Source organism: Streptomyces sp. SAS_270, assembly GCF_052543295.1.
The window spans coordinates 144,408-164,910 of record NZ_JBMNDS010000012.1 but is presented as its reverse complement, the minus strand read 5'-3'; the positions used below and the strand labels follow the sequence as shown (position 1 = coordinate 164,910).

Annotated in this window: 19 protein-coding genes; 12 read left to right on the top strand and 7 right to left on the bottom strand. The window is 71.7% G+C overall.

Going from position 1 to position 20,503, the window contains the following annotated elements; all coding sequences use genetic code 11:
• Positions 1-560 (bottom strand): TerD family protein (locus ACN6LB_RS11610; RefSeq protein WP_445025746.1); only part of this gene is annotated, 560 nt, incomplete at its 3' end.
• 298 nt (positions 561-858) lie between these two features.
• Between ACN6LB_RS11610 and ACN6LB_RS11605 the strand changes: the two genes are divergently transcribed.
• Both ACN6LB_RS11605 and ACN6LB_RS11600 read left to right on the top strand, forming a co-directional pair.
• Positions 859-1,299: a DUF6643 family protein gene (locus tag ACN6LB_RS11605; protein WP_356140383.1), complete on the top strand. Its 441-nt coding sequence runs from the start codon at positions 859-861 to the stop codon at positions 1,297-1,299.
• 290 nt (positions 1,300-1,589) lie between these two features.
• Positions 1,590-2,819: a PP2C family protein-serine/threonine phosphatase gene (locus tag ACN6LB_RS11600; RefSeq protein WP_445025737.1), complete on the top strand. Its 1,230-nt coding sequence runs from the start codon at positions 1,590-1,592 to the stop codon at positions 2,817-2,819.
• Between the two features lie 20 nt (positions 2,820-2,839).
• Here ACN6LB_RS11600 and ACN6LB_RS11595 read toward each other — a convergent pair whose 3' ends face one another.
• Complete coding sequence (locus tag ACN6LB_RS11595; protein ID WP_445025736.1) at positions 2,840-3,760, bottom strand: NAD(P)H-binding protein; 921 nt, start codon at positions 3,758-3,760, stop codon at positions 2,840-2,842.
• A gap of 156 nt (positions 3,761-3,916) precedes the next feature.
• On the opposite strand from ACN6LB_RS11595, the gene ACN6LB_RS11590 reads away from it, so the two are divergent.
• From ACN6LB_RS11590 to ACN6LB_RS11575, 4 genes are all read left to right on the top strand, one after another.
• Positions 3,917-4,798: a LysR family transcriptional regulator gene (locus ACN6LB_RS11590; protein WP_356140386.1), complete on the top strand. Its 882-nt coding sequence runs from the start codon at positions 3,917-3,919 to the stop codon at positions 4,796-4,798.
• A 52-nt stretch (positions 4,799-4,850) separates the two neighbouring features.
• The gene (locus ACN6LB_RS11585; RefSeq protein ID WP_445025735.1) at positions 4,851-5,675 is read left to right on the top strand and encodes an MOSC domain-containing protein; all 825 of its coding nucleotides are present in this window, start codon (positions 4,851-4,853) and stop codon (positions 5,673-5,675) included.
• Between the two features lie 167 nt (positions 5,676-5,842).
• Complete coding sequence (locus ACN6LB_RS11580; RefSeq protein WP_445025734.1) at positions 5,843-6,448, top strand: Rv1733c family protein; 606 nt, start codon at positions 5,843-5,845, stop codon at positions 6,446-6,448.
• Positions 6,449-6,606: 158 nt separating this feature from the next.
• Positions 6,607-9,039, top strand: a complete 2,433-nt coding sequence (locus ACN6LB_RS11575; RefSeq protein ID WP_356140389.1) for a right-handed parallel beta-helix repeat-containing protein — start codon at positions 6,607-6,609, stop codon at positions 9,037-9,039.
• Here ACN6LB_RS11575 and ACN6LB_RS11570 read toward each other — a convergent pair.
• Positions 9,009-11,399 (bottom strand): hypothetical protein, encoded by a 2,391-nt coding sequence (locus ACN6LB_RS11570; protein WP_445025733.1) that lies wholly within the window; start codon positions 11,397-11,399, stop codon positions 9,009-9,011. The genes ACN6LB_RS11575 and ACN6LB_RS11570 overlap by 31 nt on opposite strands.
• Before the next feature lie 291 nt (positions 11,400-11,690).
• Here ACN6LB_RS11570 and ACN6LB_RS11565 point away from each other — a divergent pair, with 291 nt between their 5' ends.
• Both ACN6LB_RS11565 and ACN6LB_RS11560 read left to right on the top strand, forming a co-directional pair.
• Positions 11,691-12,521, top strand: a complete 831-nt coding sequence (locus ACN6LB_RS11565) for a DeoR/GlpR family DNA-binding transcription regulator (protein ID WP_356140390.1) — start codon at positions 11,691-11,693, stop codon at positions 12,519-12,521.
• An 80-nt stretch (positions 12,522-12,601) separates the two neighbouring features.
• On the top strand, positions 12,602-13,081 hold the full coding sequence (locus ACN6LB_RS11560; protein WP_356140391.1) for an SRPBCC family protein: 480 nt from the start codon (positions 12,602-12,604) through the stop codon (positions 13,079-13,081).
• Between the two features lie 100 nt (positions 13,082-13,181).
• On the opposite strand, the gene cds1 is transcribed toward ACN6LB_RS11560, so the two are convergent.
• On the bottom strand, positions 13,182-14,315 hold the full coding sequence (gene cds1 / locus ACN6LB_RS11555) for an L-cysteine desulfhydrase Cds1 (RefSeq protein WP_356140392.1): 1,134 nt from the start codon (positions 14,313-14,315) through the stop codon (positions 13,182-13,184).
• Between the two features lie 329 nt (positions 14,316-14,644).
• On the opposite strand from cds1, the gene ACN6LB_RS11550 reads away from it, so the two are divergent.
• Positions 14,645-14,968 carry a hypothetical protein gene (locus ACN6LB_RS11550; protein ID WP_356140393.1) on the top strand — a complete coding sequence of 108 codons (324 nt, stop codon included), beginning with the start codon at positions 14,645-14,647 and terminating at the stop codon, positions 14,966-14,968.
• A 216-nt stretch (positions 14,969-15,184) separates the two neighbouring features.
• A complete protein-coding gene (locus ACN6LB_RS11545) occupies positions 15,185-15,700 on the top strand; it encodes an ATP-binding protein (protein ID WP_356140394.1) in 516 nt (171 codons plus the stop codon).
• A gap of 32 nt (positions 15,701-15,732) precedes the next feature.
• On the opposite strand, the gene ACN6LB_RS11540 is transcribed toward ACN6LB_RS11545, so the two are convergent.
• Genes ACN6LB_RS11540 through ACN6LB_RS11530 form a run of 3 tightly spaced genes read right to left on the bottom strand, consistent with a single transcriptional unit; the run spans position 15,733 to position 19,363 of the window.
• A complete protein-coding gene (locus ACN6LB_RS11540) occupies positions 15,733-18,294 on the bottom strand; it encodes an ABC transporter permease (RefSeq protein WP_445025732.1) in 2,562 nt (853 codons plus the stop codon).
• Positions 18,291-19,067 carry an ABC transporter ATP-binding protein gene (locus ACN6LB_RS11535; RefSeq protein WP_356140396.1) on the bottom strand — a complete coding sequence of 259 codons (777 nt, stop codon included), beginning with the start codon at positions 19,065-19,067 and terminating at the stop codon, positions 18,291-18,293. The genes ACN6LB_RS11540 and ACN6LB_RS11535 overlap by 4 nt, the downstream gene beginning before the upstream one ends.
• Positions 19,064-19,363: an SHOCT domain-containing protein gene (locus tag ACN6LB_RS11530; protein ID WP_356140413.1), complete on the bottom strand. Its 300-nt coding sequence runs from the start codon at positions 19,361-19,363 to the stop codon at positions 19,064-19,066. Before ACN6LB_RS11530 ends, ACN6LB_RS11535 begins: the two co-directional genes overlap by 4 nt.
• Positions 19,364-19,572: 209 nt before the next feature.
• On the opposite strand from ACN6LB_RS11530, the gene ACN6LB_RS11525 reads away from it, so the two are divergent.
• Positions 19,573-20,133 (top strand): TetR/AcrR family transcriptional regulator, encoded by a 561-nt coding sequence (locus ACN6LB_RS11525; protein ID WP_356140397.1) that lies wholly within the window; start codon positions 19,573-19,575, stop codon positions 20,131-20,133.
• Between the two features lie 73 nt (positions 20,134-20,206).
• On the top strand, positions 20,207-20,503 hold a 297-nt coding region (locus ACN6LB_RS11520; RefSeq protein ID WP_445025731.1), incomplete at its 3' end, for a cupin domain-containing protein.

Below are 20,503 nucleotides of genomic sequence, written 5' to 3'. Positions count from 1 at the left end.
CTGGAGGGGGCCCGACCTCCGGCGGCCGGGGTCGCGTGCTGCGGTTCGTCCACCGTGATTCCGTAGTCGGTGGCCAGCCCTTCGAGTCCGCTGCTGTAACCCTGCCCGACGGCGCGGAACTTCCAGGCGCCCTGGCGCCGGTAGAACTCACCGAGCACGAACGCGGTCTCGACGCTCGCGTCGGTGCTGTCGAACCGTGCGACCTGGGTGCCCTGCTGGTCGTCGAGCACCTGGATGTACAGGCCCGGCACCTGCCCGAAGGCGCCGCCGTCCGAGGACGCGGCCAGGATCACCGTCTCGACGGCGGGCTCCACGCGCGCGAGGTCGACGAGCAGGGAGTCCGTCACCTGCCCGCCGGTGTTCTGCTTGCCCAGGTGCCGGACCGCGCCGGAGGAGTGCGCGGGCTGGTTGTAGAAGACGAAGTCGCCGTCCGAGCGGACCTTGCCGGAGACCAGCAGCAGCGCGGAAGCGTCCGCGTCGGGCACCCCCGGCCCCGCACGCCACCCCAATTCGACGCGCAGCGCGCTCGTCGGCACCGGGACATTCGATCCCTTGGGCATTGACATGTACGCCCCCCTTACGTGTCACCCCGCCAGGCAATGCCTCGGGCAGTCGATCGGATTCGTTCGAGCCAACCTATTCCCCGCGGCCTCGAACGCCCATGACCCGGGCCCGGAAGATCGGCCGCCAACCGGCGGTAACCCCCTGGGAACTCGGCCTTTACCCGATCCCGACGCAGTTCGGTGCCCTTTTTTGCCGAGTTCGCTCGCATTGGGGATCCCGCGTCACTGCCGACACGGAAAACAACCCTCTTATCGGTCTCCCCAACCAGCACATCGTGGGCTTAACTTATGTGCCATGACCTCCCCCCGCTCCACCTATGGCGGCGGTTACTACTCCGCGCCGTCCTTCCCGGACACCCCGATCTACGACTCCCTCGTCGCAGAGCGGGGCACCCCTCAGATCGCCCCGATCCGGGTTCCCGCCATGTACGACACGGGCAACCACCTGCCCGCGCTTCCGTCGGCACTTCCCGCCCTGCCGGCCGGACCCTCCCAGCACGCCCCCTCGTACGGCTACCCGCAGGCCCAACAGCCCGCGCCGCTGCAGCAGATGGCGGCCGCGCCCTACATCCCGCAGCAGGCCGGCGCTCCGCGGGGCTACCCCGGCGGCCAGCCCCAGCAGCAGCGTCCGATGGCGGCCGGCACGGGCTACGAGGCGATGCGCCCCGCGGCTCCCCGTCCCGCCCCGGCTCCGTACCAGGATCCGTACAACGGCCAGCAGTACCGAGGTTACTGAGCGGCCGCGGTCCAAAGACCGCCACAGGGCCCTGTGCCGCCCGGGGCCATCGACTGGAACGCCCGCGTCCTCACCTTTGAGGACGCGGTCAAGGGCGGCCACATGCGGGCTTCGGGGACGGCCTCGGCGAGCAGGGGGATGCCGAGATCGCGCGACACGCGCGAAGCCGTCATGACGCGGCTGACCAGGTGACTGCCGGGCCCGGAGTGAGCAGCATGCACCGGCCACGTGGCGCAATCGCTTCTATGGTGGGGCCACACAATGACGGCCGGCGCCGAGGCAGGCAGCACATGAAGGAACCGCAGATCGACTACAAGGCGGTCTTCCACGCCCTGCCCGGCATGGTGGCGCTGCTCACCCCGGAGCTGGTGTACGCCGACGCCAACGACGACTTCGTACGATTGTCCGGGCGCACCCGCGAGCAACTCATCGGCCGCTACATCTTCGACGTCTTCCCCGAGAACCCCAACGACCCGGCCGCGGCCGGCATGAGCGACGTCCGGGCCTCGATGCTGCGCGTGGTCGCCACCGGTGAACGCGACACCATGGCGCTGCAGCGCTACGACATCGAGGAACCCCAGCGTCCCGGCCATTGGCAGGAACGCTACTGGAGCCCGATCAACGCGCCCGTCGCCGACCCGGACGGGCAGGTCGTGCTGGTCCTGCACCGGGTGGAGGACGTCACCGAACTGATCAGCGCCCGCGGCGGCCCGGGCGGGGCGGACCGGGCCAGCGTCCTGGAGGCCGAGCTCTACACCCGCGCCCGGGAACTGCAGGAGGTCAACGAACGGCTGCGCAAGGCGCACGCCCGCGAACGCGAGGTCGCCCTGGCTCTGCAGGAAGCGCTGCTACCCGCTCCCAGCCCGCTCGGGGAGCACCGGGCGGCCGTGCGCTACCGGCCCGCCATCGGCGCCCTGAACGTGTGCGGAGACTGGTACGACCTGGTCGACCTGCCCGGCGACCGCATCGCGGTCGCCGTCGGCGACGTGGTCGGCCACGGCCTCCGAGCCGCCTGCGTGATGGGGCAACTGCGCAGCGCGCTGAGTGCGGCCGCCCGGGTCGCCGAGGGGCCCGCCCACGCACTGGAGGTGCTCGGGCTGTACGCACGCTCCGTGGAGGGAGCGGAGTCGACCAGCGTGGTGAAGACGTTCATCGACTGGGAGAGCCACACCATCACCTACAGCTGCGCCGGCCATCCACCGCCTGCCCTGCTCCGTCCCGACGGCAGCGTCGTCTTTCTCGACCAGGCCACCGACCCGCCGCTCGGCGCCCGTCCCGAGCACGTCCGACGCCCCGAGGCCGGCATCGCCTTCGCCGAGGGCAGCACCCTCGTCCTGTACACCGACGGCCTGATCGAACGCCGCCACGAGGACATCGACACCGGCCTCAGCCGCCTCGCCGACTCCCTCACCCGACACCGTCACGCCGCCCCCGAGCCCCTGGCCGACGCCCTCCTGGCCGACCTCCTCCCGTCGACCGGCAACACCGACGACACGGCCCTGGTCGTCATCGGCCTCTGACCCTTCCCGACGGCCGGCCCCTAGACCAGAACGGCCGGCCTGAGCACGTCCTCGCACCACCGGCGGAAGCCGGTGGGCGCCGTCTCGGGCGTACTCGGCACGTCGGCGCCGTAGAACCCCAGGTCGTTCTGAGCCTCGACCATGTCGGCCAGTCCCCGCGCCCAGGCCTCGCTGGCCCCGAAGCGCAGCGCCGTCGCCCGGTAGTCCGCACTGCTGGTCCGCTGCACGCGAACCGGACGGTCCAGCACCTCGGAGATGATCCGTGCCATGCCCGCGGGCGACAGGTCGTCGGGGCCGACCAGCGGGACGTCCTCGTACCCGGTCCATGAGCCGTCGAGCAGCAGCCGGGCCGCCGTGCCGGCGATGTCTCGGGTGGCGCAGGTACGCAGGACGCGGTCCTCCCCCAGCGCCAGGAAGAACACGCCTGTGTCGCGGATCGACGCGGCCTGGCCCAGCAGGTTCTCCATCAGGAACGGCGGACACAGCGCCCGGTAGTGCACTCCCGTGGCCGCGATCGCCTCGTCCGCGGCGAGCGACGCCGAGACCGGCCCGGCATTCCTCGCCACGCCGCGCCCCAGGGTCGACACACCCACGATCCGCTCGACACCCTGGCTCCCGATCACCTCGTGCAGGGGTTCGGTGAAGTCCCGGAAGTGGCCTTCGACGCTGTCGGCCGAGGGGATCGGAGGCACCAGCCAGAACAGGCGGTCGGCACCGGCGCAGGCCTCTTTCAGTACGGCGGGATCGGCGTGCGACCCCTGGACGACTTCGACGCGTCCGCGCTCGGCATCTCCGCGCTCGACGCGTTCGCGCACCCTCGCGGAGAGGCGCGCGGGGTCGCGGACCATCACCCGGATGCCCCCGGTCTCATCCGGGGCGTCGAGGAGGCTGTCGAGAACCTGCCGGCCGATCTGGCCGGTCGGAGTAGTGACGACGATCATGAACAACTCCCAAGGAGGTGGGCTGCTTCACTGGATGCGGTCGAGCCTGCTGCGCGGCCCGCACGAACTGAAGGACCGATCCGCTCCCGCTTGTTACCCTCAGGGCAATACCGGGCCGGGGTCGAGGGAAGTCCGGCCGAGACCGAGGGGGAGGGCGTGGAATCCCGTCCGCTGCGCTACTTCGTCGCCGTCGCCGAGGAACTCAACTTCGCCCGTGCCGCCGAGCGGCTGGGCATCTCCCCGCCGCCCCTGTCCCGCGCGATCCGCCAACTGGAGGCGGAGATGGGCGTCACCCTCTTCGAGCGGACCACCCACAGCGTCACGCTGACCCCGGCCGGAACGGTGCTGCTCGCGGAGGCACGGATCGCCCTGGACGCCCTGCAGGCCGCCGGACGACGGGCCCAGCGCGCGGCCGCCGCCGAACCGAAGCTGGTCCTGGCCGTCAAAGCCGACGGAGACGCCGGCCTGCTGGAGCCGATCCTCACCCGCTTCGCCTCCGAGCCGGAGGCCGTACCGGTCGCCGTTCGGCTGTGCAGCTGGCGCGAACAGCCCCGGCTCCTGCGCCTGGGAGAGGCCGATGCGGCCCTGGTCCACGAGCCCTTCGACCGCACCGGCCTGGACACCGAGCCACTCGTCAGCGAGCCGCGCGTCGCGGCTCTCGCCGCCGCTCACCCCCTCGCCGGCAGGGACCACCTGGTCCTCGACGACCTCGGCCTGCGCCCCGGCGACCTGCACCGGTACCTCGAAGAGCTCCGCGGCCAGGGCCGCGACCTCGCCCAACTGCTCACGCTCGTCGCTCTGGGCACGCACATTCCTCTGCTGCCCGCCTCCGTCGCGGCCCGCTATCCGCGCCCGGGCGTCGTCTACCGGCCGGTCCCGGACGCACCGCACTCGGTGCTCTCCGTCGCCTGGCCGCAGCAGTCGCGTTCCATGGCCACGGCGGCGCTCGTCCGCACCGCCATGGCCGTGGCCGAGGGCGAGGCCGTGTCTGTGGCCGAGGCCGTACGGGACCGGCAGGCGGACCTGCCCGACCAGTGAGACCAGTGGACATCCCCACCGGTTTGTCGGTGTCTGCTGGCACCATGGCGTCATGGGGAACGCTGAACTGCACTCGATCCATGTCCACCCGGTCAAGGCCCTGCGGAGCCAGTCGCGCCGGGAAGCCGTCGTGGAGCCCTGGGGGCTGGCCGGAGACCGCCGCTGGGTACTGATCGACGACGAGGGAAAGGTCGTCACTCAACGCCAGCAGCCGCGCCTGGCCCTGGCCACCGCCGAGCTGCTGTCGGACGGCGACATACGTCTGTCCGCGGCGGGGCGTGCGCCGGTGACCGTCCCGGTCCCGGTGCCGACCGGGACGACGATGCTGGACATCTTCGGGCGCAAGGTGGAAGGGGTCCTCGCCGACTCCGCCGCCCATGAGTGGTGCAGCGCGTACCTCGGTGTCGAGGTACGTCTCGTCCACATGGACGATCCCGCCACGCGGCGCCCCCTCGACCCGGAGTTCGCGCGCCCGGGCGAGACGGTCAGCTTCGCCGACGAGTTCCCGCTGCTGGTGACCACACTGGCCTCGCTGGACGCCCTCAACTCCCTTGTCGAGCAGGGGGATCATGCCGCCGAGGGTCCGCTGCCGATGAACCGCTTCCGGCCGAACCTGGTGCTGGCCGGCACGACGGCCTGGGCCGAGGACGGCTGGTCACGCATCGCCATCGGCGACGTCACCTTCCGGGTCCCCAAGATGTGCGGACGGTGCGTGGTGACCACCACCGACCAGAGCACCGCCGAGCGGGGCAAGGAACCGTTGCGCACCCTCGGACGCCACCGCCGCTTCGGGAGCCAGTTGGTCTTCGGGCAGAACCTGGTGCCCGAGTCGCCCGGCACGGTGCGGGTCGGTGATCCGGTCACGATCCTCGGATGACCGCGCCGTCGGGAACCCGCGCCCCGGGCATGGTCGTTGAGGTTGTGTGAGACGTCCATGCGAGGTCTGTGGGAAGGGTGATTTCGCTCTCTCTTCCCACCGGTCGCGCATGAACGGCTCCGCCGGGGGGTTATCACGGAACGGAAGGCGGAAGGGGGTGCGGGACGGTGCGAGCGGTGATCGGACTCTGGCGTTGGCGGCACAATCCGTTGCGCCGCACGACCGATCTGGTCGAGGCCTGGCTGGCCCTGGCGGCCCTGCTGTTCATCCTTGTCGTCGCGCCCCTGATCGGCGCCGTCGTCGGAGCCGTCGCCCAGGACGCCCTGCAGCAGTCCGTGCGCGACCAGCGACAGGCCCGCCACGAGGTGACGGCCACCGTGGTCAAGAAGTTGTCCCGCGCCGCGCCGGATCCTGACCCGGAGACCTCCTCGACACGGGACGCGCACAGCCGCGTGCTCGCCAAATGGACCGCACCGGACGGAACCGCGCAGCACGGCACGGTCGTGGCGGACCTCAAGTCCCCGCACCACGGCGACCACTTCGCCCTGTGGACCGACGGGCACGGCCGCATAGTCGGCCGCCCGCTGGACTCCGTCACCGCCGCCACGCACGCCGTGCTGGCCGGTTTCGGCGCTGCCGCGCTGGCCGCGGGCTCGGTGGAGGGCGGCAGGCGGATGATCGTCTGGCGCATGGTCCGCCGCCGTTACGCCCGTTGGGACCAGGCATGGGACAAGGCGGGCCCGGACTGGGGCAGGACGGGCACCGGCAGCTGACCGGCTTGCCACTCCGGTCAACCCACCCTCGCCGCGCACGCTACGGTGGACCGGCCGGACTGTTCGGCACCGTCGTGAGAGGCAGGCCGTGATCCCGACGGGGTTTCAGGACGGCCTCGCATGACCCGCGTACGACGAGGTGGGGACAGAACAGCGCCATGGCACAGGGCACGGTCCAGGTGACGCACACCGGCACCTCGCGGTGGCGGCGCCGCACGGGTGAGTACGCATCGCTGGCCGCCGCCCTCGAAGCCGCGGCCGACGGCGATGTCCTCACCGTGGCTCCCGGCACCTACCGGGAGAACCTGGTGGTGCAGCGGGCGGTGACACTGCGCGGCCCCGAGGGCTCCCCCGGCTCGGTGCGGATCGCGCCGGTGGACGGAGTACCCCTGACCGTGCGCGCCTCCGCGGTGGTGCAGGACCTGCATGTGGAGGGCCAGGACTCCGCCGCCCCCGCCCTTCTCGTCGAGGACGGCATCCCCGAGCTGCTGGACGTGCGGATCGTCACCCGCTCCTCGGCCGGGATCGAGGTGCGCGGCGGTGCCCGCCCGACGGTACGCCGCTGCACGGTCGACAACCCGGCCGGCATCGGCATCGCCGTACTCGACGGCGGCGGAGGGGTGTTCGAGGAGTGCGAGATCGTCTCCGCCGGCCAGGCGGGGGTGTCCGTACGCGGTGGCGCGCATCCGCGGCTGGAGCGCTGCCGGGTGCACCACGCCTCCGGCGCAGGTCTGTCGGCGACCGGCGAGGGCTCCTCGCTGGAGGCGATCGGCTGCGAGGTGTACGAGGTCAAGGGGTCCGGGGTGCAGATCACCTCGCGGGCCTCGGCACACCTCACCGACTGCGATGTGCACCGTACGACCGCGGACGGCGTCACCCTCGACACCGACGCGGTGCTCACGCTCGCGGACTGCCGCATCCACGACATCCCGGAGAACGCGGTCGACCTGCGGTCCCGCTCGGTGCTCACGCTGACGCGCACGAGCGTGCGGCAGTTCGGGCGCAACGGCCTGTCGGTGTGGGATCCGGGCACGCGTGTGGACGCCAACCAGTGCGAGATCTTCGACAGCACCGGCGACTACCCCGCGGTGTGGGTCAGTGACGGCGCCACCGCGGTGCTCGACTCCTGCCGGGTGCACGACGTGCCGGACGCCCTGTTCGTCCTGGACCGTGGCTCGCGCGTGGACGTCGTCGACAGCGATCTGTCGCAGGTGCGCAACACAGCGGTGTCGGTGAGCGACGGCGCCACCGCACAGCTCGACGACTGCCGGATCCGGGACGCCGCGACCGGCGCCTGGTTCCGTGACCACGGCAGCGGCGGCACCCTGTCCGGCTGCACCGTGGACGGCACCCAGACGGGGGTGATCGTCACCAAGGGCGCCGACCCCACCATCGAACGGTGCACGGTCACCTCGCCCGCCGAGGCCGGCTTCTATGTGTCGGCCGGCGGCCGCGGCAGCTTCCACAACTGCCGGGTGACCGGCAGCGGGGGCTACGGCTTCCATGTGATCGACGGCTGCCGCGCCACGCTGAAGAAGTGCCGTACGGAGCGCTGTGCCCGCGGTGGGTACGAGTTCGCCGAAGGCGGCGGCGCGAACTCGGGCGCGGGCCCGGTCACCGAGGACTGCACCAGCGACGAGAGCGCGCGGCCCGAGCCCCCGGCGCACGAGACCGCCGTACAGACGTCGTCCCAGTCCCCCGGCCTGCTCGGCGCCATCCCTGGGCAGCGCACCACCGAGCAGGAGCCGCTCGTCGCCACCCCGCAGCCCGAGCAGCCGACGCGGACGTCGAAGGCCGTCCTCGGTGAACTCGACGCGCTGGTGGGCCTGGAGAGCGTCAAGCGCGAGGTGCGGGCCCTCACCGACATGATCGAGGTGGGCCGGCGTCGGCAGCAGGCGGGCCTGAAGGCGGCCTCCGCCCGGCGTCATCTGGTCTTCACCGGCTCCCCCGGCACCGGCAAGACGACGGTGGCGCGTCTGTACGGCGAGATCCTGGCCTCGCTCGGCGTGCTGGAGAAGGGCCATCTCGTCGAGGTGTCCCGGGTCGATCTGGTCGGCGAGCACATCGGCTCCACCGCCATCCGCACCCAGGAGGCGTTCGACCGGGCGCGCGGCGGTGTGCTGTTCATCGACGAGGCATACGCGCTGTCGCCGGAGGACTCCGGCCGAGACTTCGGCCGCGAGGCCATCGACACGCTGGTGAAGCTGATGGAGGACCACCGGGAGGCGGTGGTGGTGATCGTCGCGGGCTACACGGCCGAGATGGACCGGTTCCTGTCCGTCAACCCCGGTGTGGCATCCCGCTTCTCACGGACCATCACCTTCGGCGACTACGGCCCCGAGGAGCTGCTGCGGATCGTGGAGCAGCAGGCCGAGGAGCACGAGTACCGGCTGGCGGAGGGCGCCTCCGAGGCACTCGTGAAGTACTTCACGGCGATCCCCAAGGGCCCCGCGTTCGGCAACGGCCGCACCGCGCGGCAGACCTTCGAGGCGATGGTGGAGCGGCATGCGGGCCGGGTGGCCCAGCTTGCGGAACCGAGCACGGACGACCTCACCCTGCTCTACGAGGAAGACCTGCCGGAACTGCCCTGAGTCCGGTCCCCGGTCCCGCCCGACTCCTCGCCGCCCCGGGTGCGGGGGGCCGGGACGTCCGGCGGCCGGAGCCGCGCCAGCAGCCGTTCGCGCTCCTCGGCGAAAGCGGGGTCGGCCTGGTAGTCGGAGTGTCCGAGGATCGGCGCGGGCAGCGGGTGCTCCGCGGTGCGGCCGTACGCCAGCGGGTCGCGCAGCGCGTCCCGGTCGACCTGCTCGCCGCAGTCGCCGGGCAGCCGGACCGGGCCGCCGATGGGGTCGGTGCGGCGGTGGAGGTTGCGCCAGCAGTCGACCTCGTGGTGCAGGGAACTGAGGGCGGCCGGGCCGAAGTGGGCCGGGAACCACCGCCCGTACAGGCGCTCCAGCGGTGAGCCGTACGTCAGCAGCGCGACCCGTTTGCGGACCGACGGCTTCAACTGCCAGGCCGCGGCGGCGGCCAGCACACTGCCCTGGGAGTGCCCGGACAGCACCAGCCGTCCGCCGGTCGTGCGGGTCCAGGTGACCATGCGCCAGGTCAGGTCGGGCACCGCCCGCTCGGCATAACAGGGCGGCGCGAAGGGATGGGCGGCGCGCGGCCAGAACGTGCCGACGTCCCAGAGGATGCCGATGGTGCGCCGGGCGGAGGGGTCCTTGTAGGCGCGCCGCCCCCAGGTGACGAAGAGTATGAAGCCGAAGCCGATGAGCCAGGACCCCAGGGCCTGCGCGGTTTCGGCGCCGCCCTGGACGAAGGCGTATGTCCCGTCGGCCGCCTCGGCGGGGACGTCCTTGGTCGTCAGGGCGCCGGCCAGGGCCCCGGCCCCGAACAGCAGCGTCACGGCCGAGGTGATGCCGATCAGGAGGGGCGCCCGGTCGGTCAGGGCGGCCATCGCGCGGGTGCTCGCGATACGGCGGGTGCGGGAGCTGTCCTTGGGCTCTCCCGGGTAGTCGAGTTCCACTGTGCTCATCTCGGCGTGCCGCCGCTGCCAGGTGCGCCACGCCAGCCAGGCGCCGAGGGCCAGCAGGACGATGAGCAGCGCCGGGATCACGGAGGCCTGCCAGGTGAGCAGGACGGGCGGGCCGAGCACCGTGTCCCGGGTGCCGTCCAGCCAGTCGGCGACGCGCTGGGCGACGCCCCCGGACATCACGCCGCCCAGCGCGCAGGCCAGCGTGGCGACGGCTGGACCGGCCTGGCCGCGCAGGGCGGTGCGCGTGTCGGGGTGGGTGCGGTAGAGGACGCGGGCCACCAGGGCGAGCGCGATCACCAGCAGGCCCTGCACGAGGGCGATGCCGCCGAAGGTCATGTCGCCGGGCAGCCGGCCCGCCGACTGCCAGCTCGGCCGCGACCAGCCGGCGTACAGCAGGGTCAGGGCTAGCAGGATGAGTGAGCCCGCCGGCAGCCAGCGCACCAGGGTCGCGTCCAGTTCGCGGTCGAGTCGGCGCTCGGTGCGGCCGCGCCGGCACACCACCCAGACCACAACGACCGCGCCCACGACGAGCGTTGCGTCCAGCAGCAGGCCCAGCGTCTCCAGGACGGCCGGGCCGCCGGAGCGGCGGTCGTAGCGGGCGGCGGAGGTGCCCACGGCGGCGGCCACGGTCAGGAAGCCCGCGGCGGTGTGCGCGGCGCGCAGCCGGGCGACCAGGCGACGCCCGTACCAGAAGCCGGGGCGGCCCAGGCCGGTGCGGCCGGTCTCCTCCTCGGGTTCGGCGTTGCGGGACATCGGCTGCTGGGACTCGTACGCGCTCCAGGTGCGGTTGGACAGGTACCACAGCAGGCCCGTCAGCACGGCGGGCACCAGACAGGCGATGCCCAGACGCCGCCCGGGCTGGGTCCACCAGCCGTCACCGGAGCCGGCCGGGGAGAGGAATCCCAGCCAGGAGTGCCGCTCGGCGCACGCGCGTGTGCCCGCGCACTGCCAGGCCGCCAGGTCGAGGGCGACCTCGCAGGCGGCGGCGACCAGGAGCACGGTCAGGGTGAGGGCGGCAAGCCGGACCAGCAGGCCGTACAGGCGGACCGTCCGGTGGCGCCCGCGAGTGGTGGGGCGCATCCAGTGAGCGAGGTTGACCACCATGAAGGGCAGCAACAACAGCCACAGGGCGCGGGCGCCGTTGCCGGAGGTGAGGTTGCACCAGACGTACGCCTCGGGCACCGGCTTGCCCCGGTAGTCCTCGGGGCGGGCCTCCGCGTCGGCGTCGTCGACCCGCCGGTAGACGGCCGCCGTCGCGTCGCCGGTGATCCGGACGGTACGCGGATCACCGAGCATCTCCTCCGGTGTGGTGCCGCCGACCCCGTGGACCAGGAGTTCGAGGGCGGTCTCGGCCGCTTCGGGCGGCCGGGCGGGCGCGCCGGGCTCACCGGGCGCCGCGTCTTCCTGTGCACGTTCCACTGTTCTGCACTTCCCCCGTGCCGTGTGTGGCGTGTGTCATGTGCAGGCACAAGGATCTCCCCATCGGGAGGCGCGTACACCTATGGTCACGGAATCTCCCCGATACGTGTGACAGTGGCGTACGGAAGATCACGGAGTGAAGGGAGCCATCTGTGGCGCGACCTGCGGCAACCCATGCGAGGATGGGGCGTCCTCGGCCCCCGGGGCGGGGAGAAAGTCCCCGTCGGAGCGGGTTCGGACGGCGTGTCGGGCGGGTTATGGGATGTTGGGACGAAAGGAACCGGAGCGGACGTGAGTGAGAATCAGAACCTCCTCGCGGAGCAGCGCCGCGCCCTGATCCTCGACGAGGTGCGGCGCCGCGGCGGGGTCCGCGTCAACGAACTCACCCGCAAGCTCGGCGTCTCGGACATGACGGTCCGGCGCGACCTCGACGCACTGGCCCGCCAGGGTGTGGTGGAGAAGGTGCACGGCGGCGCGGTGCCCGTGGTCGAGGCGAGCACGCACGAGCCCGGCTTCGAGGCCAAGTCCGGTCTGGAGCTGACCGCCAAGGAGGACATCGCGCGGGCGGCGGCCGAACTGGTCGCGCCGGGCACGGCGATCGCGCTGTCGGGGGGTACGACGACCTTTGCGCTCGCCCATCAGCTGGTCGACGTCCCCGACCTGACGGTGGTCACCAACTCGGTGCGGGTGGCCGACGTCTTCCACACGGCACAGCGCACGTCCGGTCAGCGCCAGGGTGCGGCCACGGTGGTGCTGACCGGCGGAGTGCGCACCCCGTCCGACTCGCTGGTGGGGCCGGTGGCCGATCAGGCCATCGCCGCACTCCACTTCGACGTGCTGTTCCTGGGTGTGCACGGCATATCGGTCGAGGCCGGCCTGTCGACGCCGAATCTGGCGGAGGCCGAGACCAACCGCAGGCTGGTGCAGTCCGCACGGCGTGTCGTGGTGGTGGCCGACCACACCAAGTGGGGCACGGTGGGCCTGAGTTCGTTCGCCGCGCTGGAGCAGGTCGACACGCTGGTGACGGATGCCGGGCTGGCGACGGAGGCGCGCGCGGAGATCTCCGAGCACCTGCGGCGCCTGGTGGTGGCCGGTGAGGCCGGGAACGGTACAGACACCTGACGGTCCCCCGGCTATGGTGGCGCTGCCCGTTGCTCGTCCGCTTCCGCCAGGGATTCCGTTCCCGTAGGAGGTCTTCGTCCATGGCACACCGACTGCGCCCGGTGGGGCTCGACTTCATCGGGACCGCTCCGCTGCGTCTGGTGTTCGCCCGGGTGGTGGCCGCGCCTCCCGAGGCCGTCTTTCACGCTCTCGCGGACGACGTGGAGGGCTTGTCCGAGTGGTTCTGGGCGGTGGCATCGGCCCGGCCGACCGGTGACGGCGCGGGACGCGAGGTCCGGCTGCGGGGCGGTACACGGTTCGAGGAGACGATCCTCGCCGCCGAGTCCCCCGAGGTGTACGCCTACCGCGTCGACGTCACCAACGCGCCCGGAGCCCGTGCCGTGGTCGAGGAGTGGCTCCTGACGCCCGACGGGACGGGCACGCGCGTGCAGTGGACGTTCGCCGCCGACGGCAGCGCGCCCTTCCGGTTCGTTCTGAAGCTGGCGCGGGCAGGGATGGGCCGCTCGTTCCGCGGCGCAGTCGCGGCGCTGGACCGCCGGCTCGCTTCGACACCTGCCTGACGGAGGGTCCTCAGCGGCTGCCTGACGGAGGTCGTCAGGCAGCCCGGCTGACGGCAGCCGTCGGCGCTCCCGCGGCCAAGGCGCTCATCCCCGCAGCGGGTCAGTGCTCCCAGACACCCGTCTTCAGCAGCGAGGCGATCGCCGCCGTGTACGGGGCGATGTCCAGGCCCTGGTCGGCCAGCCAGGTGTCCGAGTAGTACTTGTCGAGGTAGCGGTCACCCGGGTCGCACAGCAGGGTGACCACGCTGCCCGTCCGGCCCTCGGCCACCATCTCGGCGACGATCTTCAGCGCGCTCCACAGACCGGTGCCGGTGGAACCGCCCGCCTTGCGCCCGATGGCCTGCTCCAGCGCCCGTACGGCGGCCACGCTCGCCGCGTCGGGGACCTTCATCATCCGGTCGATGGCGCCCGGCACGAAGCTCGGCTCCATGCGCGGGCGCCCGATGCCCTCGATGCGCGAGCCGCAGTCGCACGTGACGTCCGAATCGCCGGTCGTCCATCCCTCGAAGAAACACGAGTTCTCCGGATCGGCGACACAGATGCGGGTGTCGTGCTGCATGTAATGCACATAGCGCGCGAGGGTCGCCGAGGTGCCTCCGGTGCCCGCCGTGGCGACGATCCACGCGGGTTCCGGAAATCGTTCCAACTCCAGTTGGCGGAAGATGGATTCGGCGATGTTGTTGTTGCCGCGCCAGTCCGTGGCCCGCTCCGCGTAGGTGAACTGGTCCATGTAGTGGCCGCCGGTGTCGACCGCCAGGGCGGCGGACTCCTCGTACATCTTGCGGGGGTCGTCCACGAAGTGGCACTGCCCGCCGTGGAATTCGATCAGTCGGCACTTCTCGGCGCTTGTCGTGCGTGGCATGACCGCGATGAAGGGCACGCCGATGAGTTTCGCGAAGTACGCCTCCGAGACGGCCGTCGAGCCGCTGGACGCCTCGATCACCGGGCGGCCGGGCCGAATCCAGCCATTGCAGAGGCCGTACAGGAACAAGGAGCGCGCGAGCCGGTGTTTGAGGCTGCCGGTCGGGTGGGTCGACTCGTCCTTCAGATACAGGTCGATGCCCCACTTCTCGGGCAGCGGGAAGCGCAGCAGATGGGTGTCGGCCGAGCGGTTGGCATCGGCCTGGACCTTGCGTACGGCCTCTTTGAGCCAGCCCCGGTACGCCGCGTCGCTGTGGTCGACGTCCAGGGTGGACAGGGATTCGGCGGTCCGTGCCTGCTGAGGGGTACTCATCGGCGGGGCTCCTTCGGATTGTGCCGACGCCGGTTCACGTGGTCGGACGCCTCGATCATAAGCACCTTCCGCACGCTTCTCACCTGCATAAACACACCTTTGAGTACCTCAAAGGAGCCCCTGGGGCACGGCCGTACGGCGCCGCGGGGGCGCATCGCCATGTGTGCTCCCGCCCCTCTTCGCCGGGTCGTCGTGCGTACTGGTGCTCGACGCCGGGGGCGTGCAGACTGCACCGCACGGGACCACCGTCCCGAGCGGGGTGCACACTGGATCACGACCCATGCGGATCTCGACAGGGCATCCGAAAGCGCACAAGGGGGCGGGGCATCATGGCGGAGCCGGAGTTCACGGCCACGGGCGTGCGGATCGGGAAGAGGCTGCGCTCGCTCACCCGGGCCGGGCAGGTCCGGATCAGCGGCGGCAGGCTCGAGTTGCTCACCAGTTACGGCAGCGAGATCGACAGTGCCCCGGTGCAGGCGGTGCGCGCGTCGAAGCCCTGGTTCGCGCACGAGGACCGGGCGTTGGCCGACGTCAACGGAACGCGATACCTGCTCACCCTCGGCGAGCACGATCCCGCGCCGGGAAAGCCGGGGCCGCCCTCGGCGCGCCGGTTCATCGAGGCGGTACGCAAGGCGGCGGGGCGCAGCGGCTAGGCGGTCGCCGGTCCACGAACGCAGAGCGGCCTTCCGTGCCGCGAGTTGCGGGACCGCACCCCCTGAGTCACGCTGTTCTCACATCACTCTGGGTTTACCGGCGATAACGCTGCGAACCAGCCCGCCGGCCACCTCAGCAGGCGGCCGTTCCACTCAGCCACTCTGCTGGATCCGATCTCCGTCTTCTTCCGGAACTCAATTCGGGGAGTCGCAGCCGTGATCAGCCAGCCAAGCAGGCATTGCACGGTGGAGCTCCAAGCCCTGCCGTCGCGGATCGGCCAGGTCCGCAGAATCGTCTCTGCGCAATTGCGCTACTGGCATCTCGACCCCTTGATAGCCCCAGCCGCGCTCGGTGTGACCGAGCTCCTGACCAACGTCCACCGGCATGCCCAGCCCGACAAGCTGTGCACCGTGGAGATCGAGCTGCTGCTCGACCGGCTGACCGTCTCGGTGCACGACCACGATCCCCGCCTCCCCGAGGTGGGGGACGCGGACCTCTTCGCCACCTGCGGACGCGGCCTCGCCATGGTCGCCGCGGTGAGCGAGAGCTGGGGAGTGCGCCCGAACGGCGAGTCGGGCAAGGTCGTGTGGTTCACACTTCCGGCGCCCGCGCCCGCAGTGGCGGTGCCCGTCCTTCCGCCGTACGACACTGCCCGCGAGAGCACCCGCAGGCACACCGTCGACGGACGCAGGCCCGGACACGCTCCCGCCCGGTCGGCCGTTGCCGGCTGACCGGGCGGTGACCCCCTCCGCGGGCGGTCGCGTCACTCGGTGGCGATGGCGCGCAGCACGTCCAGGCGCGCCGCCCGCCGGGCCGGACGCAGGCCCGCGAGGGCTCCGGCCGCGAGGCCCACCAATGCCACCACCGCCAGCTGGAGCGGCGGGACCGCGAAGGCGAACGCGCTGTCTGCGGCCCCGTCGGCGGCCTCGACGAGCACCCAGCCGAGGAACGCGCCGAGCGCGAGTCCGCCGGCCGTGCCGAACGCGGCGACCAGGACCGACTCCCAGCGGACCATGGCGCGCAACTGCGCGCGGGTCTGGCCGACGGCCCGCAGCAGGCCCAGTTCACGGGTGCGCTCGTGGATGGCCAGCGTGAGTGTGTTGGCGATGCCGAGCAGGGCGATGAGCACCGCGAGCGCGAGCAGTGCGTAGACCAGGGTCAGCATCATGTCGATGCCGCCGGCCGAGGACTGTGCGTACTCGTTACGGGTCTGCACCTCGGAATTTCCGTACTGCGCGGCCACCTTCTCGACCGCTGCCTTGCCCTCGTCGGTGCTCACGCCTTCCTTGAAGGAGACGGCGACGAGGGTGTCGGAGTCCTGGGTGCGGTGCGGGGCCCAGGCGGCGCGCGTGATGACGTAGTCGCCTGCGAGTTCCGACTGCCCGTAGACCGCGCGGACGGTGAACGTCTCCTGCTTGCCGTCGGTGAAGGTGAGCCGAGTGGTGTCCCCGGTCTTCAGGTGCTGCTTGTCGGCCTCGTTCTTCGTGAGGGCGATGCCGTCGGTGCCCAGATCGCCGAGGGAGCCGTGGACGGTGCCCAGGTCGAAGACCTTGCCGAGCGTGACCGGGTCGGTGACCGTCAGGGCGCGTCCCTTGCCGTCGACCTCGGCGACGCCGCGGCCCAGGCCGACGGCGTCCTCGACGACCGCCTGGCGCGCGATCGCGGGCGCCAGCCTCGGGCTGAGCCCGCTGCCGCCCGCGCCGAACGACGGGGTGCTGACCGCGATGTCGCCGGCGAAGGACCGGGAGACGGTCTGGTCCATGGTGGCCTTGAGCGAGGCGCCGAAGACCGTGAACAGGGAGACGACGGCCACGCCGATCATGAGCGCGCTGGCGGTGGCGGCGGTCCGCTTCGGGCTGCGCAGGGCGTTGCGCCGGGCGAGGCCGCCCGTGACGCCGCGCAGAGTGTCGAGCGGGGCACCGAGCAGACGTACGGCCGTGGTGGACGCGACCGGGCCGAGAACCACGAACGCGGCGAGTGCCAGCACCGCGCCGAGGCCGGCCAGCCACAGGGACGGGGTCACGAGGACGCCGGCCAGCGTGCTGCCGAGGGCCAGCGCGGCCAGGCCGCCGCCGACGACGGCACGGGTCCGGGAGGCGCCGGACTGGTCGACGGCCGTCTCGCGCAGCGCTGCCAGCGGTGCGGTGCGTCCGGCGCGGACGGCGGGCAGCAGCGCGGAGCCGAGACAGACCAGGATGCCGACCACGAGCGGCAGCAGCATGGACAGGCCGCTGATCACCAGGGCGCCGTCGGGGAAGGGGAAGCCGATGGCGGGGAACAGCACCTGCAGCGCGGCCGCGATGCCGATGCCGCCCGCGAGGCCGGCGGCTGACGCGGTGACGGCGACGACGCTCGCCTCGACGAGGGTCGAGCCGGTGACCTGGCGGCGGGAGGCCCCGAGGGCGCGCAACAGGGCGTTCTCGCGGGCCCGTTGGGCGACGACGATCGCGAAGGTGTTGTGGATGGAGAAGGTTGCCACCAGGAGCGCGATGCCGGAGAACACCAGCAGGAAGCTGGTGAAGAGGGTCAGGAACTGGCTGGAGACCATGTCGGTGTTCTCCTGGGCCGACTCCTGGCCGGTGATCGCCTCGACTCCCTTGGGCAGTACGGATGTCAGCCGGTCGACGAGTTCCGCCTGAGAGATGCCGGGTCCGGCCCGCACGCGCAGGCTCGCGGCCTCGCCCGGCTTGGCGGTGAGGTACTTCTCGGCGTCGGCCTGCGTCATCCCGGTGAAGGTCACCTGGGCCATGCCGTCCTCGCCGCCGAAGGTCGCCAGGCCCACGACGGTGACCTTGACGGGGTCGGGGGTACGCAGGGTCGTGGTGTCGCCGATCGTGAGGTGACCCTTCTTGGCGGCTCCCCGGTTGACGATGACCTCGCCGGACCTGGCGGGGGCGCGTCCCTCGGCGAGTTCGTACGCGTTGAGTTCGGGATCGGAGATCCAGTTGCCCGCGAGGGTCGGCGGGCCCTGGCCGCCGATGGGCTTGCCGTTGGAGCCGACGAGCTGGCCCGCGCCCTGGATGTCGGGCACGGCGGCGGCGACACCGGGCGTGCTCTCGATCGTCTTCACCAGGCCGATGTCCACGGCCCTGCGCACACCCTGGCTCTCACCGGGTGCGGTGATGGTGTCGGCGCTGCGGACGACGGCGTCGGTGCCGCTGGTCGCCTTGCCGAACATGGTGTCGAAACCGGCCCGCAGCGTGTCGCCCATGACCAGGGTGCCGGCGAGGAAGGCGACACCGAGGAACACCGCCAGGAACGTACCGGCGAAGCGTCGCTTGTGGGCGCGCAGCGAGGACACGCTGATGCGCACGGCCGCGTTCATGACGGCGCTCCCTTGCTGTCGAAGGCCTTCATCCGGTCGAGGACCTTGTCCGCGGTCGGGGCCTGCATCCGGTCCACGAGGCGGCCGTCGGCGAGGAAGACGACCTCGTCGGCGTGCGCGGCGGCGACCGGGTCATGGGTGACCATCACGACCGTGCGGTCCATCTGGCGCACCGCACGGCCGAGCAGGTGCAGCACCTCCTCGCCGGAGCGCGAGTCGAGGTTGCCGGTGGGTTCGTCGGCGAAGACGACATCGGGCTGTCCGGCGAACGCCCGGGCCACGGCTACGCGTTGCTGCTGTCCGCCGGAGAGCTCGGAGGGCCGGTGGTGGAGCCGGTCGCGCAGGCCGACGACGTCGACGAGCGCGTCGATCCACTGCCGATCGCCCTTGCCGGCCGCCAGGTCCATGGGCAGCGTGATGTTCTCCGCGACCGTCAGGGTCGGGATCAGGTTGAAGGCCTGGAAGACGAAGCCGATGCGGTCGCGGCGCAGCAGGGTGAGGCGGCGGTCGTCCAGGGTGCTCAGCTCGGTGTCGCCGATGAAGGCGGCGCCAGAGGTGAGCGTGTCGAGGCCCGCGGCGCAGTGCATCAGGGTGGACTTGCCGGACCCCGAGGGGCCCATGATCGCGGTGAAGCGGCCGGCCGGAAAGCCGATGCTGACCCCGTCCAGGGCCCGCACGGTGGTGTCGCCGGAGCCGTACACCTTGACGGCGTCGGCGACACCCGCGGCGTGACGCGTGGCGGTCACGGTGGTCCCGACCGGCAGGGTGCTCATGCCGCACCGCCCTTGCCGATACGCCCGAACTGCTCGTCCAGGACGGACAGTCGGCGCCAGTACTCGTCCTCGTCGATCTCGCCGGAGGCGAAGCGGCGGCCGAGCACGGCGATCGGGGAGTCACCCCGGGGCCGTACGTCGTCCATCGCGCGCCACGGTCCGATCGGTCCGCGGCGGCCGCGCCAGACGGTGCGGCGCAGGACGGACACGACTGCGATCACGACGGCCGCCCAGATCAGCGGGAAGAAGAGGATCCACGGGCCGGGTCCGCCGTCCCAGTTCGCCAGGGTCTGCATCTCAGTCATCTCCTCGGTGCGTTTCTCGTGATGACTTGAGGCTCGCTCCGGGAGGGGGTCCGAGTCGTCGTACGGCCAGCGGCAGTACGTGTACCTCCGCGGGAGTACGCGGGGGGATGTGCGCCTGCTTCCGCCGGTCCGATTCCACGCCGCGACTTCTGTACCTACTAGTATGTACTTCTGTACCTAGTAGTAGGTACAGTGCCGTCATGAGCACTCCGGACCGACTCATCGACGCCACCCGTGAGCTGCTGTGGGAGCGCGGTTACGTGGGCACCAGCCCCAAGGCGATCCAGCAGCAGGCGGGCGCCGGGCAAGGCAGCATGTATCACCATTTCAAAGGCAAACCGGATCTCGCCCTGGCCGCGATCCGCCGCACCGCCGAGGACATGCGCGCTACTGCCGCGGAGGTACTGAGCGGACCCGGCTCGCCGTACGAGCGCATCGAGGCGTATCTGCGTCGCGAGCGCGACGTGCTGCGCGGCTGTCCCGTCGGGCGGCTGACGATGGACCCCGACATCATCGCGAGTGCCGAGCTGCGCGCCCCGGTCGACGAGACGATCGACTGGCTGTGCGAGCAGCTCGCCGGGATCGTCGAAGAGGGCCAGGAACAGGGCCAGTTCGCGACCTCGCTCGACGGTGAGGAGATCGCCGCGACGATCGTGGCGACCGTCCAGGGCGGCTATGTGCTGGCCCGGGCGTCCGGCAACGCCGCCGCGTTCGACACCGGGGTCCGCGGGCTGCTCTCCCTGCTCGCCCCGCTGCGCTGATTCCGTCTCAGAACCTCAGGAACTCAGGACTTCAAGAGCTTCAGAACCCTTCAAGAGCAAGGAGTGTGCCCCCGTGCACATCACCCGCAAGCGCCCCGACACCCAGCAGGGACCCGCGGAGAACTTCACCGGCACCGTGTGGCTCGACGAGGTCGCCGTCCCCCCGGCCCCGTCCCGGCTGCGGATGTTCAACGTCCGCTTCGCCCCCGGCGCCCACACCGCCTGGCACCGCCATCCGCACGGCCAGGTGCTGCACGTCCTGGACGGCGAGGGTCTGGTGCAGCGCAAGGGCGGGGACGCCGAGCCGATCCGGGCGGGCGACACGGTGTGGATCGAACCCGGCGAATGGCACTGGCACGGGGGGGGGGGG

Coding starts and splice junctions, on each gene's coding strand:
- ACN6LB_RS11595 (WP_445025736.1), bottom strand. CDS start 3,760: ATGATCGTCGTCACTACTCCGACCGGCCAGATCGGCCGGCAGGTTCTC.
- ACN6LB_RS11600 (WP_445025737.1), top strand. CDS start 1,590: ATGAAGGAACCGCAGATCGACTACAAGGCGGTCTTCCACGCCCTGCCC.
- cds1 (WP_356140392.1), bottom strand. CDS start 14,315: ATGAGTACCCCTCAGCAGGCACGGACCGCCGAATCCCTGTCCACCCTG.
- ACN6LB_RS11550 (WP_356140393.1), top strand. CDS start 14,645: ATGGCGGAGCCGGAGTTCACGGCCACGGGCGTGCGGATCGGGAAGAGG.
- ACN6LB_RS11530 (WP_356140413.1), bottom strand. CDS start 19,363: ATGCAGACCCTGGCGAACTGGGACGGCGGACCCGGCCCGTGGATCCTC.
- ACN6LB_RS11575 (WP_356140389.1), top strand. CDS start 6,607: ATGGCACAGGGCACGGTCCAGGTGACGCACACCGGCACCTCGCGGTGG.
- ACN6LB_RS11585 (WP_445025735.1), top strand. CDS start 4,851: ATGGGGAACGCTGAACTGCACTCGATCCATGTCCACCCGGTCAAGGCC.
- ACN6LB_RS11525 (WP_356140397.1), top strand. CDS start 19,573: ATGAGCACTCCGGACCGACTCATCGACGCCACCCGTGAGCTGCTGTGG.
- ACN6LB_RS11560 (WP_356140391.1), top strand. CDS start 12,602: ATGGCACACCGACTGCGCCCGGTGGGGCTCGACTTCATCGGGACCGCT.
- ACN6LB_RS11605 (WP_356140383.1), top strand. CDS start 859: ATGACCTCCCCCCGCTCCACCTATGGCGGCGGTTACTACTCCGCGCCG.
- ACN6LB_RS11535 (WP_356140396.1), bottom strand. CDS start 19,067: ATGAGCACCCTGCCGGTCGGGACCACCGTGACCGCCACGCGTCACGCC.
- ACN6LB_RS11540 (WP_445025732.1), bottom strand. CDS start 18,294: ATGAACGCGGCCGTGCGCATCAGCGTGTCCTCGCTGCGCGCCCACAAG.